This window comes from Aurantibacillus circumpalustris, assembly GCF_029625215.1.
GTDB classification, from domain to species: domain Bacteria; phylum Bacteroidota; class Bacteroidia; order B-17B0; family Aurantibacillaceae; genus Aurantibacillus; species Aurantibacillus circumpalustris.
This window is the reverse complement of record NZ_CP121197.1, coordinates 566,373-581,074: the sequence shown is the minus strand read 5'-3', so window position 1 is coordinate 581,074 and position 14,702 is coordinate 566,373. Positions and strand designations below refer to the sequence as shown.

Below are 14,702 nucleotides of genomic sequence, written 5' to 3'. Positions count from 1 at the left end.
GCTACGAGTTTAAATTACCGGGTAGATTGGACTAATACACAACCAGTTTTTTTATTTGAGAACTGGAACCGTTGTGAATTTTTATAAAGTAAACTCCAGTTGCTAAATTTAAATCAGAAAGAGTGAATTCCACTTTATTTTCAGAATCATTAAAAATTGTTTTTGAATATATTTCATTTCCTGTAAGATTTAAAATACTAAGGTTAAACGTTTTTAAATGTGAGTTACCGCTTAGTAAAAATGAAATATACTCCCCACTTTTTGAAGGATTAGGAAAAAAAGAAAAGTCTGTATTACCTAAAAAGGGCACGCTGATAATTGGAAATTCTTTATACTTGCCATCAAAGTCGGTTTGTTTTAATCGGTAGTAGTTTATACCCTCCGAAGGCTGATAATCGGGTGATGAATAGTTTTTTTGAGCCTTTGAAGTCCCAGCACCTTTTACTTTAGATAACAATCCGTAATTAATCCCATCGGTACTTTTTTCTAAAGTAAAATAATCATTATTGGTTTCTGAAGCAGTATGCCATTCAAGACGTACCTGATTCTCTAACGCCTCTCCTTTAAAATCCAACAAGGTAATTGGAAGCGGACCAGAGCTTGAAGCAATAACACCTGAGCCATTGCTGCCGGAGCCATTACCCGCACTTATTGCTCCACCACTATTGTCTTGACCAGCAGCTCCATTATTAGTTTGTGTTGTTACATTAGAAGTTGGTTGTGCAGAAGAATAGATAATTGCTCCCTGACCACCACCACCACCGCCAGCGTGAGCAGCGCCATCTGTACAGTCTCCACCGTCTCCTCCATTTGCTCTTACTAAAAGAGGACATGATGCGTTTATGGAAAATGTAGTTGCGTCAATGACTATAGAGCCACCGGCGCCACCGCCACCCATGCCGTCATTGCCACCATTAGAGGCATTATTGCCATTGGCTGAAATACGAATAGAAGCCCCGCAAGTGGTGCTTGTTTGAATCGTATTCGCTTTAATAAGTACTATACCACCTCCATTTCCTCCGGAAGAGTTTTGTGAGTTATTTTGTTGGCCGCCACCGCCGCCGCCGCCCATAAAAACGCAGCTTGCACTAATTTGTCCTGATAAAGAAAGGCCACCCAAGCCACCACCAGGAAATGCTGTACAGTTATTGTAGCCATTGCCACCTTGCCCACCAGCAGTATAATTACCACCACCTCCACCACCAGCGTTATGATCGTTTCCGCCGCCCCCGCCATTTAATATCCTTCCACGCGCGTTTGCAAAATTGGTGTTTGTATTTTTGTATATTCCTTCCCCCTTAAAACCCCAATTGGCACTGTTGGTAATATAAACGGTATTATTACCTGTTGCACAAACTGGCCCGCCATTATCATTAGAGTACCTACCTCCGCTAAAACCATCACCGTCTGCAAGTATTCTGTGGTTTAAGGTAAGCGTGTTGGTAACGTAAAAGGCAATAACACCTCCAACATTTCCATTCCAGGTAAGACAGCCAATATTTGCCGTTGTTGTAAAATTAGTTCCCATATCGCGAAAACTAATTAATTGAACCGATGAGTTGGCCCCGGTATTAAAAGTATTTGCAAGTGATGCGGTGAGGGTTACCGAAGTGGGTGTTCCACTAGTTGGTGTAACGGCTGCAATCGTTCTTATTTCATACCTTCCCGCGTTTGCAATAGCAGAAAGATTGCCAAAAGTGGCAACATTCGTGGTATTAGCACCTATAACATTGTCTTGCATTTGCATCACAACAACTTGACCGCCAACGGTAAATGTATGATTAGCAATGTTTACGTTCGAAAGAGCCAAAACACTGCTGCCAGTCACAGAAGTAACCTTAGCATAAGCATTAAGGGTTTGCGATTTAGAAGCAAAACTTACTAAAGTATAGAGAACAAATAAAATCCTTTTCATTTCGAAATAAATTAAAAAAACAGGCGTTACTAATATAGCTGATTTTAAGCTAATTATACGTAATAAACCTAGCTTAGGTTGCGTAAAATCTGGCACCAAAGCCTTTAAACTTGATAAGCGACTTAGTTAATGAAAGTTTGATTTAAAACCGATGCAAGTCTTAAACCTGCTTTTACAAGTTGCATTTTTATGATGGGCGTGGTTTTGTCGAGGTACTCATCATCAAGTTTATTGCCTTTGTAATCATAAACATATGACAATAGAACCCTTGACTCTTGCATCCAAGCTTCAACATCGACTTTCTGATAGGTTGTTATATCTCTTTTTGTTAGTTGGGACGACAAACGCAAACAGTCTTCTGCTGTTATACTTTGGTATTCAAGTATTTCAGAATCCCACACCTCGTGAAGGTTTGTGCTTTTAAAGAAAAAACGCAGTTTCACTAAACTTCCACCTTTATCTTTTCCAAAACCACAGTGTAACGGTTGGTGAATATCTGCTACTAAATGCGTGAGAAGTTTTAAAGATAGAAACATTTCTTTGCGGGATGATTTTTTCTTTTTGAGAGTTGAAATAAGATTCTCAAGAACGTTTACAACATTAGGATCTTTCGTTTTTACATAGGTTTTATCACTCTCAATAGCAATAAAATGCCAAGGCTCCATAAAATCGTACGATGAGTTCATTACCACTTCATCCATCCAGTAACCTGCTTTTTCGAGTGAAATATCATCGAGGTATTTGTTAACTGAATCAATAACTGATTTATCTAAATACTTAAGAGCTATTTGAGTAACAATTTTATGACCACGCGGACCCCAAGCAGACGCAGAGCCAATAATACCAAAAAGCAAGAAAATAAGGAGAAAACGTCTATTCACATTTTAAAAATAAGGCATATAAAATGAATATACAATTTGAATAAGTGCGTTTTTTTTCTAAACAACGAGGTGTTTTCCCAAATTACATTGACAAAGTAGGTCGTATTACTTTATTGACGCGACTTCTACAAAACAAGGCGATTAGTTATTATAAATACTCTTAACAAATTTTAAACATGATTAAAATCATATTAGGCCGAAGACTAGATTTCAATATTCTGTGGGAAGTTCTTATTTCTAGTAAGAAACCTCTGAATCTTAAGAAAAAGTTCACGGTATTAAATTAACCCTTATTAATAGTTAATTTTACAGCAAGGCTTGCTTGTAATTTATTTGTGGTTAAAAGACTTAATAAAGCAAATGATGTAAACGCAAAAAAACCGGTTTGAAGACTGGATTTATTGGTTGTAAACACATCAATTTTTGTACTCAAATGTTCTATTTGATTTAATTGTTCGCTAAGGATTCCTGAAAAACCGACATAGGCCATAAAAATCGCCACAACCATTACATCTGCCATCGACCATTTACCTGTTTTATAAACTAAAAAATAAACGAGTTTATTCGAACGTAAATTGGGTTTTGACACAAGTAATAGCGAAGTAATTAATTTTGATATTGGAAACAGAACGCTAAATACAAACACTAAACAGCCAACCAACAATAAATCAAAACCGCTTTGTGTAAGCATTAATCGAATAACCTCAATAATACTTTTGCTTTTGTAATACAACACCTGATCTTCAAAATTTATGTATTCGCCCAGCAGACTTATTTTAATTTCAGAAACTCTTGCATCTATTTCGATCATGGGTAAGGTTAAACCGGTTATCAAAAACAAAAATGAAATGCCTGTTAAAAGAAACACTTCAGTTTTGTTCAATTCTTTTAAAATTAAAATATACGCTGCCGTTAGAAGTGAAAACACAATGAGCAAGTATTTATAGTTATTGACTTTATTTTGCAATTCATCAAGTGTTGTGTTAAGTGATGAAATAGTTTCTGCTCTGTCACCAATCTTATATTTACTAATAATAGAGTCGTGCACCGAGTAATCCATTTTCGCAAAAGTGTTATCGGCATACTCGTTCAGTTTAGAGGTTAAATAACTTTTTAGCACTTTTTTATTTTTCGGATCGTTTAAAAAATTCAGAATCTCTTGAGTGAATTTCGGCACGTTGTTTTTAAGCTCCCCAAAAATATTAAAGGTTTTAGCGCCTATGCTTTTAAAAATGCCACCTATACTGCCCGAGTTTTGTACGTAGTACCTTTCTTCAAAATCAGCAATTACTTTATTAAGAAAATTGCTCACTTTGTTTTTCATGTCTTTTCTGTCACCACCCTTTAATTCAAACTCCTCAATTTTTTTTGAAAGAATGGTGGCGAGCACTTTTTTCCACTCATCTACGTTGAATAGTCCGTATTTAATATTGGATAACTCGATGAGGTCTTCTTTGATTTTTCTTTTTTCATTATCTACTTGATAGATAACAACAGATAAGCTTCCAATGCAAATAATAAGAAGACTAAGAAAGATGTAGCGAATTGTTTTCATTGTTGAATGAGCACAATTTAGGGTTTTAGACGGAAATCTAAAAACACTTACCCTGTTTTATCGAATGCCTAAAGGAGAAGAAGCATGAAAAATAGTCTGAAGGGCTCAGTTTATTTCCCTTAAACACCTTTAATGGCAAAGGCTGGGCTTTCAGAAAACGATGGTCAAAACAGTTTTTTTAGAGCTGACCGAGGATGGATGATGAATAGGTTTTTATGTTCACTGATGCAAAATGTTAATTAAAAAAACCACTATAAAAAAACAGACCGACTTTTTAGTAGGCCTGTTTTTTTTATTCTATATTTTACCACCAACCTCGTACATTGTAAGTCACATTTTTAGGTTGCCCGTTTCCGTAGGCTACACCAACATCTCGGTATGCTTTTATTAACTCACTTGTTTGAGCTTGTTCTTTTAAAGTATAATTCCATTCCCGTGTATCAATCTCTTTAACGCGCGCGGCGATTTTATTGGAAAGCGTTTTTACTTCCCCAAAGCATGCAGCGCTCGGTTCAATAGTTGAGAGAATTTCAGCAGCTTGATTTGCAGCTTCTACAGTTTGATTTGCTGCCCAAATATTGCTTGCTTCGGTTAATTTCAATTTGCAATCTCTGTCAATTTGTTTTTTGTACATTGGTGCAATGGCATCCATGCATTTATCGTAACAGGCTTTACACACTTCAGGTACGCTTGTTAATTTGAAAATAGCCTCTTCAAATTTATTTTGACCGGCAAGTGTTTGAGCGTCTTTAATAATGAAGTCGCATTTTGTTGCGTAATACTCCACAATTTTATTTTTACCAGTTTCAATAAATGCCTGATAAGTCGGATCGTTTGTTTTTAAATTTTTAAGTGCAGATATGTAAGCCTTGGTTTCATTTTCGCCAACACCTTTTACGGAGGTGGATGTACTGGCGAATTTTGTACCGTCAATTCCATCGCCAATATACAATGTTACGTCCAAATTAAAAGCGTGCATAGGTGGCGAAGTTGGCGTAATATCTTTCGACATGACATTAATATTCGCGGTTAGAATAAAACGCTGGTTAAACGCGCTTCCTCCCATACCACTCTGGGTTACGATTTGACTTAATTTATTTGCCAACATACTACGAGCGGCATCTGGCATTTTGTCGATTTGCTGCGGAACATAGGTAGCAAGTGTAATACGCGCTATGTCATCTGATTTACCCGCAGTATTTTGGGCATACGAATTGTAGCCAATAACAATTAAAATGCTTAGAATTATTGATTTCATGTTTTTTTGTTTTAATAAAAGATTATTTTTCACCTAGTACTATCGAGGCTTGCCCTAAACCTTTCATCATTAATTTATTTGTAATTAAAAAAGGTTCTTTCTTTAAATAAGTTTGGAGCCCTTTACAAAAACCCTTAGCATCAATAGCAGTGCCTGCTTCGTTGTACATAGGAATTCTCACTTGTTTAAATAGCATCATGTTTTCTGTTGATTCGCTGGTACTGAAACGACCTTTCACGCAATTTTTTGTAAACCATTCTTCGATGTAACTATTTAATTCTTTACCATCGTATTCTTTTTCTAAGTCGCCATCCCATGAATCAAATTTTTTGATTCTTACTACAATTTCTCTTCCATTAGCAAACATGTCATCGAAATGAGCCATTAACTGAACATTAAAATTATCAAGATGAGAAAGAACAGCTGTTTGAAGCATTACAGGTAATGTGGCACCTATTAATTCATTACCCGTGCCCGAGGCTCCTGCAATTTGTTTGTCGGTGTATGCATCTAAACCCTGAAGCACAAAAGTGATCGATTTTTTTGGACCTACTTGATTTACCGTCCAGGTAACCTGCATCCAAATGTCGGCTTTTGCCGTTTTCTTTAATTTATCAATTGGGCTTTCACTTATGCCCGCACCTGATTTACTTGTCAACATTGCATCTTCAGCACTTTCTGAAGCCAATGTTTTTAGAGAAGCTTCCATTGATTCTAGTGGAAATCCTCTTTCCGCCATTAGCTCACCAAGTTTTGCAACCACCAATAACAAGTCAGCGTTTTCTTGAAACGCTCTTTTGTAATCAGGTATTTTAACCTTTGTACCTTGGTTATCAAACTCCATCATGTACCCATTTGTATTACACCATACATCACTCGGTACTACCATTAAAGTTGGTTTTTTGGCTTGTGAAAAGCCTACAGAAATAGCTGTGAATAATATTAGTACAACTAAACTTGATTTATTTATTATGTTTTTCATGTTTTTTATTTTTCTATATTTAAAATTTCGTCGCTTATCATTTGTTTTTTTAAGTCACTTCTCAGAACGCGCACAATAAAGCCAAACATAACTTCTCCATCTCTTCCTTGTACCCTTTCTTTTTTACCAAAGGATTCGTCTTTGCCCGAAACGAATTTTTTGTAAGCACCTTCATCCTTAAAAAAAGTACTAAAGTAGTCAGCTTGGTTTTCGCGAATATTTGGAGCATTTAAAATAGGCCGAGAATCACAATCTGGTTTCCCATTTCTAATACCAATAAATAAAACAGCGTTTATTGCTTCTTTTCTTGCTTGTTCTAAAGCGTCGGCTCTATTTTTTCCTTTACCCCATGTTTTTAAGGTAATACTTCCATCAAGTTCACTTCCCATGCACTCGACTTCGTGTGTGTAGTTTCCTGATATTTTTTTACTTGGACTACAGTTTACCAGTAGTATGGCACTTATAAACACTAAGGAGAATTGGATACTTTTCATAGTATAAATTTAATTTTAGAAACCTGAACTTAGTGATTTAATAATTCCGGCGTCTTCTAAATCTTTTCTTAATGCCGAAACGTTTACAGAAACAATTACGCCAACCTTGTATTCCTTACCAATTTTCATTCTGTCTTCTGCAGCAACAGCGCCATCGTTTGAAGTGGAAACAAATTTCATGTACTTGCCACCATCAGCAAAAAACGGTTTAAAGAAATCTTCTTTTTCATCTTCTAAATTAACATTGCTTGTTAATGCTTTTTGACCTGGCACAGTCGATGTTCCGGAAAATCCTTTAAAGATAATACCATGAACTGCATTTTTTTTAGCTTGTTCAATAGCAACATCTGGTTTTTTAGAGTAGGACCATACTTTAATTAAATAAGTTCCTTGTGTTCCTGTTTGCACTACTTCGATTTCATATCGCCACGCTTCGGTATCTTTATTCGCTTTCTTTTTTGCTTGTGCATTTGAAACGATTGTAAAGCCTAACATCAATAAAAATAAAAGGTGTATTTTTTTTAGTGTAGTTTTCATTTTGTCTTTTTTTCTGAGTGAATAAAATGCTAGAACATGGTTATTTCCATATTCTAGCTTAAACATAAATTATTTTATTTGTTTTATTAGCAAACCTGAGTAAAATTTCTTTCCTCCTGAAAATGTTGTGCGATCAAGAACAGGTTTTGCTTCTTTACCTTCTTCAACTACAGCAACTGGAGCTTCGCCATCATTGTAAGTATTATCCCAAATCAAATCTTTATCCACTTTAATTGTGCCAATACTTTTGTAAGTAGCTACTCCAGTTTTTGGATCAATATTTTGCTCAAGTACGTCAAATTTCTCTCCACCTTCTAACCCTTCTTTCACACCAATTTTTGCTGTAATAGGATTGCCTGTGTAAAGTGGTGTTTTCGTTTTAAACACATCGTATTTTTTTTGAAGCTTAGCGTAAACGTTATCAACGATTCTTACTGTTGCAAGCGAAATGGTTTGTTCTTCTGTTCTTTTCTCTTTTAAAGAAAAGGTTATCAAAGCTGATGCGCTTTCGTCGCCAATAAATTCGAGCTTAAATATATCTGAGTTGTCAAATGTCGCTTTCTTTTTGGCGTCAACACTGCCTTTCTCCATATACATGTCTGTAAAAAAAGCATTTGAAACAGTATCGTTCCAAACTAGTTGATAAAGATAAGAGGTTGCAAAAATGGTGTAACCTTCCTTGGTTCTTTCGTAAACTTTATCGATGGAGCTATTTGCTTTGTCGATTAACATTTGTGGTTTTCCAGACATGGTTTTTGCTAACTCTGCTTTTGCTCCGTCTCTAATAGCGGCAGCCACAGGCTCATTTGCGTGAAATTTAAACTTATTGATTACTACAAAAGTATTGCCAATTAATTCGAAGCCGGCTGTTTTTAGTAAAGCTTGACCATCAGATGAAGCTTGAGCAGCCTTTGCTTCAAGGAAAGAAGCGTTGAACACACCTCTGTCTGCTACTAAATTCCAATCAAAACTACCATCAGCTTGCCTATTAAACCATTTTGCAACAAGCTTGTTAGCGATTTTTTCTTTAGAGATATATTTTAGAATTCTCTCGGGCAGTTCTTTTGAAACAGAATCGGTTTTTATGTCCGCAGCACTAGCAGCAAGTTTCCCTAGTTTAGAAGATGTGTAAATTTTTGATTTTTCTTCGCCTGTTAATGTGTAGTTAACAGGGTTAAAAGATTTATCACCAATGGTATGCTCATTATATTTATCAGGGAAAGGGGCATTTTGAAAAGCTTTAAGAACCACTTCCTTTTGTGGAAATTTTTCTGACTCAATAACCATTGTGTGTAGTGAACTTCTACGGTATTTAACATCTACTGGTTTTTCTTGGGCGTTAACAAAAGAGCTCATGCCAAAAAGCAACAGCCCGAAGCTTGTAATTGTTTTTTTCATTTTCATTTTTTAAAGATTATAAAAGATATTCTCCGTTTTTTCAATGGTAGCTGGTCTCCATTCGATTGGCTCATTTCTTACATCAGTTACCACAACACAATTGAATTAATCTTCATAAATGAGAACAAGAGTTTAATAAAATTTAATAGTGAATTTTTTGTTTTAGGGCAGTAATTTTTGAGTACAATTCTTGGTCATAAACCTAAACTTTAAGTTTTGATTTACAAAATTAATATTGATAAATTTCGAGATCATCATTTTTGCGATAAATCTGCGCCGCTATTGCGACTGAGCTGTTAGAGCCACCAAAAGAGTGACTTTTGTTGTAGTAAATAAGCTAAAAAATGAACAAAATAAGTATTAATACGCAGGCAGAGTGACAGCCTTTTTGATTAACTTTTTGGCAAATAAAATACCATGCACTTGCGCTGAGTTTAAATTGGTCCATATAAATCACACATAGTGAAGGTCGTACAAATTTCGGGTAATTAACTTTGAGTTAACTTTATTCTTTGTGTTCTTCGCGCTTCACTTTGTGCCCTTTGTGGTTAATTCGAAGTACAACTAAACCACAAAGAACACGAAGTAGACGCAAAGCACACAAAGAAGGATAACCTAACCACAGAGTAACACAGAGGAGGCACAGAGTAATACAGAGTTTTTAATTCTTTGTGCTCTTCGTGAAACACTTTGTGACCTTTGTGGTTAATTCGAAGTACAACTAAACCACAAAGAACACGAAGCAGACGCAAAGCGCACAAAGAAGAACAATTTAACCGCTGGGAAAACTGAGGGCGTCCAGTTAAAGACAGATAATATTTTTTAAATCCTTTGTGCCCTTCGTGATTCACTTTGTGCCCTTTGTGGTTAATTCGAAGTACAACTAAACCACAAAGAACACGAAGTAGACGCAAAGCACACAAAGAAGGATAACCTAACCACAGAGTAACACTGAGGAGGCACAGAGTAATACAGAGTTTTTAATTCTTTGTGCTCTTCGTGAAACACTTTGTGACCTTTGTGGTTAATTCGAAGTACAACTAAACCACAAAGAACACGAAGCAGACACAAAGCGCACAAAGAAGAACAATTTAACCGCTGGGAAAACTGAGGGCGTCCAGTTAAAGACAGATAATATTTTTTAAATCCTTTGTGTCCTTCGTGATTCACTTTGTGCCCTTCGTGGTTAACTCGAAGGGAGCTTTAAACGCATTGCTGGCAGCAGATTATTCAATGGAATAGTCTACCGAGAGAACAACTCTTACTTTTTTCATAACGCCTGATGTTCCATTACGTGGAAATCCCTCCTCACTGCTAAACGTTTCGTCGCGGTCTTGTATAGAAAATAATCCTTGATTCGCTTTTCTTAATTTTCCTAATTTGGTATCACTCTCTCTGGTAAATTGAATTGCCGCATCTTTTGCATTTTTTATTGCCTCGGTTATCATTTGCGGTTTAATGGTATTTAATTTTGTGAAAATAAACTGTAAACCCGAACCACGCCAGTCACTTTTTGTTGAAAGCGCTACACCTGCATTTAAAAGTTCATTGGTCATTCTGCTTATTTTTTGAATGAGTTCTACATTGTTTGAGCGGACTTCTATCGTTTCTTCAATAATGTACCGCATTCTATTTGTGATATTTGCGTTATACTCATTAGCTTGATTATCGATTACCAAAATATCCAAAGAATTAATTTCTGTTTTCGCTACACCTTTCGTAACCAAGAAGTCTGTTACCTTTGCTTTTAAAGATTCTAAATTAGAGTTGCCCTTTATTAACTCATTATCCGCAACACGAATTTTAATAGTCCATATGACAAGGTCTGCCTTTACTTCTTTTTCAGAGAACCCTTTTACAGAAATATACCGATCCTCATTTTTAAATCTCTGAATGGCGTTTCCTAAAATAATTGCGCTGACAACAAATGCAATTATTATTGAAATGGATTTAATGTATTCGGTTTTTGTATTCATTTTGCTTGTTATATTAAGAATTCTTTTACTCTTTCTTCATCGAAGATACAATTATTTTAAAACGGTATTACTTTCCCTAGTTGGTGGAGCGGAACATTACACCTTTTCTTACAAGGCCTCTGGCCTTAGCTCATTGTATTCTCAACAGTTAAAGCTTTTCCTGCATTACAATTATCGGCGGGACGCCGGTTAATGCGAACGTAGCGAGACGCTACGCCCAACGGGCAGTTTCGACATGCTATGGCGAACGGGGGGGAATTAATGTTTGTAAGCTGTGTTGAAAAACTCTTTAAGTTTTTCTTTGTCCTTGACTTTATATTTGCCGTCAGAACATTCTGAAATTACATCAGGCAGCGCATCAAACAATGTTTCTAAAGCATTTTTATGACCGGTAACTAAATCGTAAAAACTAGCGCCGTCAGTCTCTCTTATTTTTTTATTTGAAGGACACTTCTCACCTTCTTCTTTATTGGATGGCGTAAACTCAATGTCGTAACGTTTAGGTTTTTTCGGAATAATTGCTACATAATAGGCGGTATAACCCTTATATCGACTACTTTTCGGCATTACTTGTCCCTGCAAGGAATGATAAAGATCAGAAAGTTTACCCCCTGAAATGGTGTTAAATTTATTTTTTACCTCAGCAATAATTTTGTGTTTGTGTGAAACTAAATCCATTACATTTCCAGTCTTCATGTTTTCCCAACTGTTCGAAAGGCCAAGAATAGTTTGATGAAAATCGCCTATATGGTTTTGTAGAGTTTTTTGCGCTTGCCTTGTAGTTTCACTTTTCAGCCAAGTGGCGTAGTCAATTTCAAATCCAGATATTTCAAACACTGCTGAAAATGGATCAATGACATTTTTATTAAAACTCTTTGTGGAATTCTTTTTGGCTAAGGAAGCAGTATTTAATAAGTTTGATACGGCACTTTTAAGGTCTTTGTCGCTAATCCATTTTAAAATTGGCATAATAACATTAATTTGGGATCTATCGCCAAAAGTAATATAATTTACAAAATAACAAGAATAATAACTATACCCGTTTGATAGATGCGACCTTTTTGCTTCCAGTTTTGCCGTTCAAAGAGTAATATTCGTTTAGAAATTTAATCAACGAAAAACCGATTTCTTTGGCCAGATTCACAGGAACCGCATTTCCAATTTGTTTATATTGTTGGGAAGTAGAACCAGCAAACTTCCAGTCGTCAGGAAACGTTTGAATTCGGGCATATTCTCTAACTCTAAAAGGACGCGTTTCTTCAGGATGACATCTTTCCGTTTGTTTCTGAGCAGGACTGCATGTTAGAGTTAAACAAGGTTCGTTCCAACTTATTCTTCTTGCAATTCCGGTCTTACCTCCACCAAGATAAAAGCTTTTTTGCATGTATTCTTTTTGCAATTTTAATGGCAGGTCTCTCCAATAACCTCCTTGCGGGATCAAGTCTAATATTTCTTTTTTTCTTTTCGGGTAAGATGGCCCTAAAGATAAAGGGACGTTAGTTGGATATAACTCACCCTTTTTGAGAGCGTCCTTTAATGTGTAGATTTTTTTGAATGGGTTTGGGAATTGAAAATCTAGATCAATATCTTTTCTAATGCCAACTAGAATTAAACGTTCTCGTTTTTGTGGTACTTTATAATAAATAGCCTTTAAAATTCTTGGGTTAAGAACCTTATATCCTAATTCTTCAAGAATAGAGATCATCCCTTCAATAGTTCTTCCGTTGTCATGATTTAATAGACCCCTAACGTTTTCACCGACACAAATTAACGGTTTGGTTTCATTGACCGCTCTTGCAAATTCGTAAAATAAAGTTCCTCGTGCGTCTTGTAATCCAAGTTTCTTTCCAGCGTAACTAAATGCCTGACAAGGAAATCCTCCAGTAACAACATCCACTTTGCCTTTAAATTTTTCAAAAGATACATTTCTAATGTCATCTTCTATAACGTTCCAATTTGGTCTATTTGCTCGAAGTGTTTCCGCTGCCCAATGGTCGTATTCGTTAAGTGCTAGACATTTTAAACCAGCCTGTTCTAATCCAATTGCTAAACCACCTGCGCCTGCAAATAATTCAAGCACGGAGAAGTTTTTTGCAGCCTTCTGCTCATTATTTACTTCCGTTTTTTTAAATAAATAGTCTAATTCATCAAAAATCTTAAGTTGTTCTTTTCTATAAACACGATAATTACTCATTGGTTCCCTAACGGCGACCAATTTCCCAGATTTATCCCATCTTCTGAGCGTTTCAGTTGTTTTACCTAGCATATTTGCGACTTCTGAAAGTGAATAAAAATTCTTAATAACCATATTATATAACCTTATACATGGTTACAAATATAGAATTTAAATAGTCGAACAATTCTCATGTTAATAATTTTAATTAGCTGATTTTTGTTTAAATTTTTTTCGATACCAGTAGTTAGAAAGATGATGTGAAATTAGGTATGGTAGAAGCAATTGCTTGCTATGTTTTATAGTATACGATTATTTATTAAAGTTAGGTATGGTTTAGATGAGTTAGCCATATTTACAAGGATACTCTATAAGAGTTGGAACACATTAGATTTTGTTTATTTCTTCTTCAAGTCGTGTCTTATTGTATTTTCGGGATAATAATTGGAATAATATAATGCGTTTTTTAAAAGCAACTTTAAATTTGATTTGTTTTCTGGGAGCAGACTAGTAAATTCTATGGCAGCATCTAATAAGACAAGGTCATCTTGCGTTTCAATAAATCTGGAGGAACGCATTCCTGAAATTGAATCAAGAATTTCAGTAGTTAACTTTTCTTCCTTAAGTTCTAAATTCTTATAATAGTTGATTAATTCAATAAGCTCTTTAAGCAGATTTATCCTACTTACAAGATTCGTCGAATTAATTTTATCTAGTTTTTCTTGTATATTCATTTTAAAAGTCTGGTGTAAAAGATTCGGTATTATATTTTGTTGGAGTACTCCATTTACTCCTATCTAATATTAAAGTTTGTATTGCTCCACAAGAACTAGTATAGCCTTTTTGTAGAGTTTTAGAAATCACACTTTGTAGTGCTGTCGAATAAGTATTGGCAATTATGTTGAAACATCATATTCCTAGTTATGGCTGGACGCTACGCCCAACGTACAGCCTCAAAACGCTACGGCGAACACGAAAATGAAATTAGCTAGCAAAAAGATAGTAATAGATTGATATTAGATTTTGTACAGAGCCACTGGAATATCTTCTAGTTTATAATTTTGCTAATTTTTCAATAAATCCCTCAGAAAGAAGTACTTTCCATATACCATGAACGTAAAGGATATCTTCTTCGAATGAAGTTGTACCTCTTTTCGAAAAAATTAATAGATAGTATGAATTTTCTTTCTTTATTATTGAACCAAGACAGTAATTCTTATATACAGGAGAAAAATTTTCAAGTGACCCCATTATTTGATCTGGATGATGGATATGTGGAGCAACAACAAATTGAAAAATTTCAGCTAAAGATTTCAGTTCTTCTAATGAAAAAAGACCTCCCACTTGAAATCTAAAATTCTTAATTGTATCACCTGGGAAGGTGAGCTCAAATTTTATATGATTATCCTCAGTTTCAACAACTTGTTTTTCGGATCTTGGTGGAAACGCAATCTCACTCTTCACCAACATTGGAAGTTTTTCGAAGTTCGTTTTAAACTTTAAAAATTTATTTTCAATTTTAATAGGCGTCAT

At 35.4% G+C, this 14,702-nt stretch carries 13 protein-coding genes; all 13 read right to left on the bottom strand.

Going from position 1 to position 14,702, the window contains the following annotated elements:
* Window positions 1-31 precede the first annotated feature (31 nt).
* Entirely contained in the window at window positions 32-1,915 is a 1,884-nt protein-coding gene (locus P2086_RS02335) for a T9SS type A sorting domain-containing protein (protein ID WP_317898823.1), read from the bottom strand.
* A 122-nt stretch (window positions 1,916-2,037) separates the two neighbouring features.
* Window positions 2,038-2,796 carry a S1/P1 nuclease gene (locus tag P2086_RS02330; RefSeq protein ID WP_317898822.1) on the bottom strand — a complete coding sequence of 253 codons (759 nt, stop codon included), beginning with the start codon at window positions 2,794-2,796 and terminating at the stop codon, window positions 2,038-2,040.
* Window positions 2,797-3,079: 283 nt separating this feature from the next.
* Window positions 3,080-4,351 (bottom strand): paraquat-inducible protein A, encoded by a 1,272-nt coding sequence (locus tag P2086_RS02325; RefSeq protein WP_317898821.1) that lies wholly within the window; start codon window positions 4,349-4,351, stop codon window positions 3,080-3,082.
* Window positions 4,352-4,655: 304 nt separating this feature from the next.
* Window positions 4,656-5,609, bottom strand: a complete 954-nt coding sequence (locus tag P2086_RS02320) for a hypothetical protein (protein ID WP_317898820.1) — start codon at window positions 5,607-5,609, stop codon at window positions 4,656-4,658.
* 22 nt (window positions 5,610-5,631) lie between these two features.
* A complete protein-coding gene (locus P2086_RS02315; RefSeq protein ID WP_317898819.1) occupies window positions 5,632-6,591 on the bottom strand; it encodes a DUF6175 family protein in 960 nt (319 codons plus the stop codon).
* 5 nt (window positions 6,592-6,596) lie between these two features.
* Window positions 6,597-7,085 carry a hypothetical protein gene (locus tag P2086_RS02310; protein ID WP_317898818.1) on the bottom strand — a complete coding sequence of 163 codons (489 nt, stop codon included), beginning with the start codon at window positions 7,083-7,085 and terminating at the stop codon, window positions 6,597-6,599.
* Between the two features lie 15 nt (window positions 7,086-7,100).
* Window positions 7,101-7,688, bottom strand: a complete 588-nt coding sequence (locus P2086_RS02305) for a hypothetical protein (RefSeq protein WP_317898817.1) — start codon at window positions 7,686-7,688, stop codon at window positions 7,101-7,103.
* A gap of 3 nt (window positions 7,689-7,691) precedes the next feature.
* The gene (locus P2086_RS02300; RefSeq protein ID WP_317898816.1) at window positions 7,692-9,020 is read right to left on the bottom strand and encodes a hypothetical protein; all 1,329 of its coding nucleotides are present in this window, start codon (window positions 9,018-9,020) and stop codon (window positions 7,692-7,694) included.
* A gap of 1,226 nt (window positions 9,021-10,246) precedes the next feature.
* Entirely contained in the window at window positions 10,247-10,996 is a 750-nt protein-coding gene (locus tag P2086_RS02295) for an SIMPL domain-containing protein (protein WP_317898815.1), read from the bottom strand.
* A 258-nt stretch (window positions 10,997-11,254) separates the two neighbouring features.
* Window positions 11,255-11,965, bottom strand: coding sequence for an Eco47II family restriction endonuclease (locus tag P2086_RS02290; RefSeq protein WP_317898814.1), 711 nt, complete (start codon window positions 11,963-11,965; stop codon window positions 11,255-11,257).
* A 64-nt stretch (window positions 11,966-12,029) separates the two neighbouring features.
* The gene (dcm, locus tag P2086_RS02285) at window positions 12,030-13,304 is read right to left on the bottom strand and encodes a DNA (cytosine-5-)-methyltransferase (protein ID WP_317898813.1); all 1,275 of its coding nucleotides are present in this window, start codon (window positions 13,302-13,304) and stop codon (window positions 12,030-12,032) included.
* A 263-nt stretch (window positions 13,305-13,567) separates the two neighbouring features.
* The gene (locus P2086_RS02280; protein ID WP_317898812.1) at window positions 13,568-13,903 is read right to left on the bottom strand and encodes a hypothetical protein; all 336 of its coding nucleotides are present in this window, start codon (window positions 13,901-13,903) and stop codon (window positions 13,568-13,570) included.
* A 319-nt stretch (window positions 13,904-14,222) separates the two neighbouring features.
* The gene (locus P2086_RS02275; RefSeq protein WP_317898811.1) at window positions 14,223-14,702 is read right to left on the bottom strand and encodes a hypothetical protein; all 480 of its coding nucleotides are present in this window, start codon (window positions 14,700-14,702) and stop codon (window positions 14,223-14,225) included.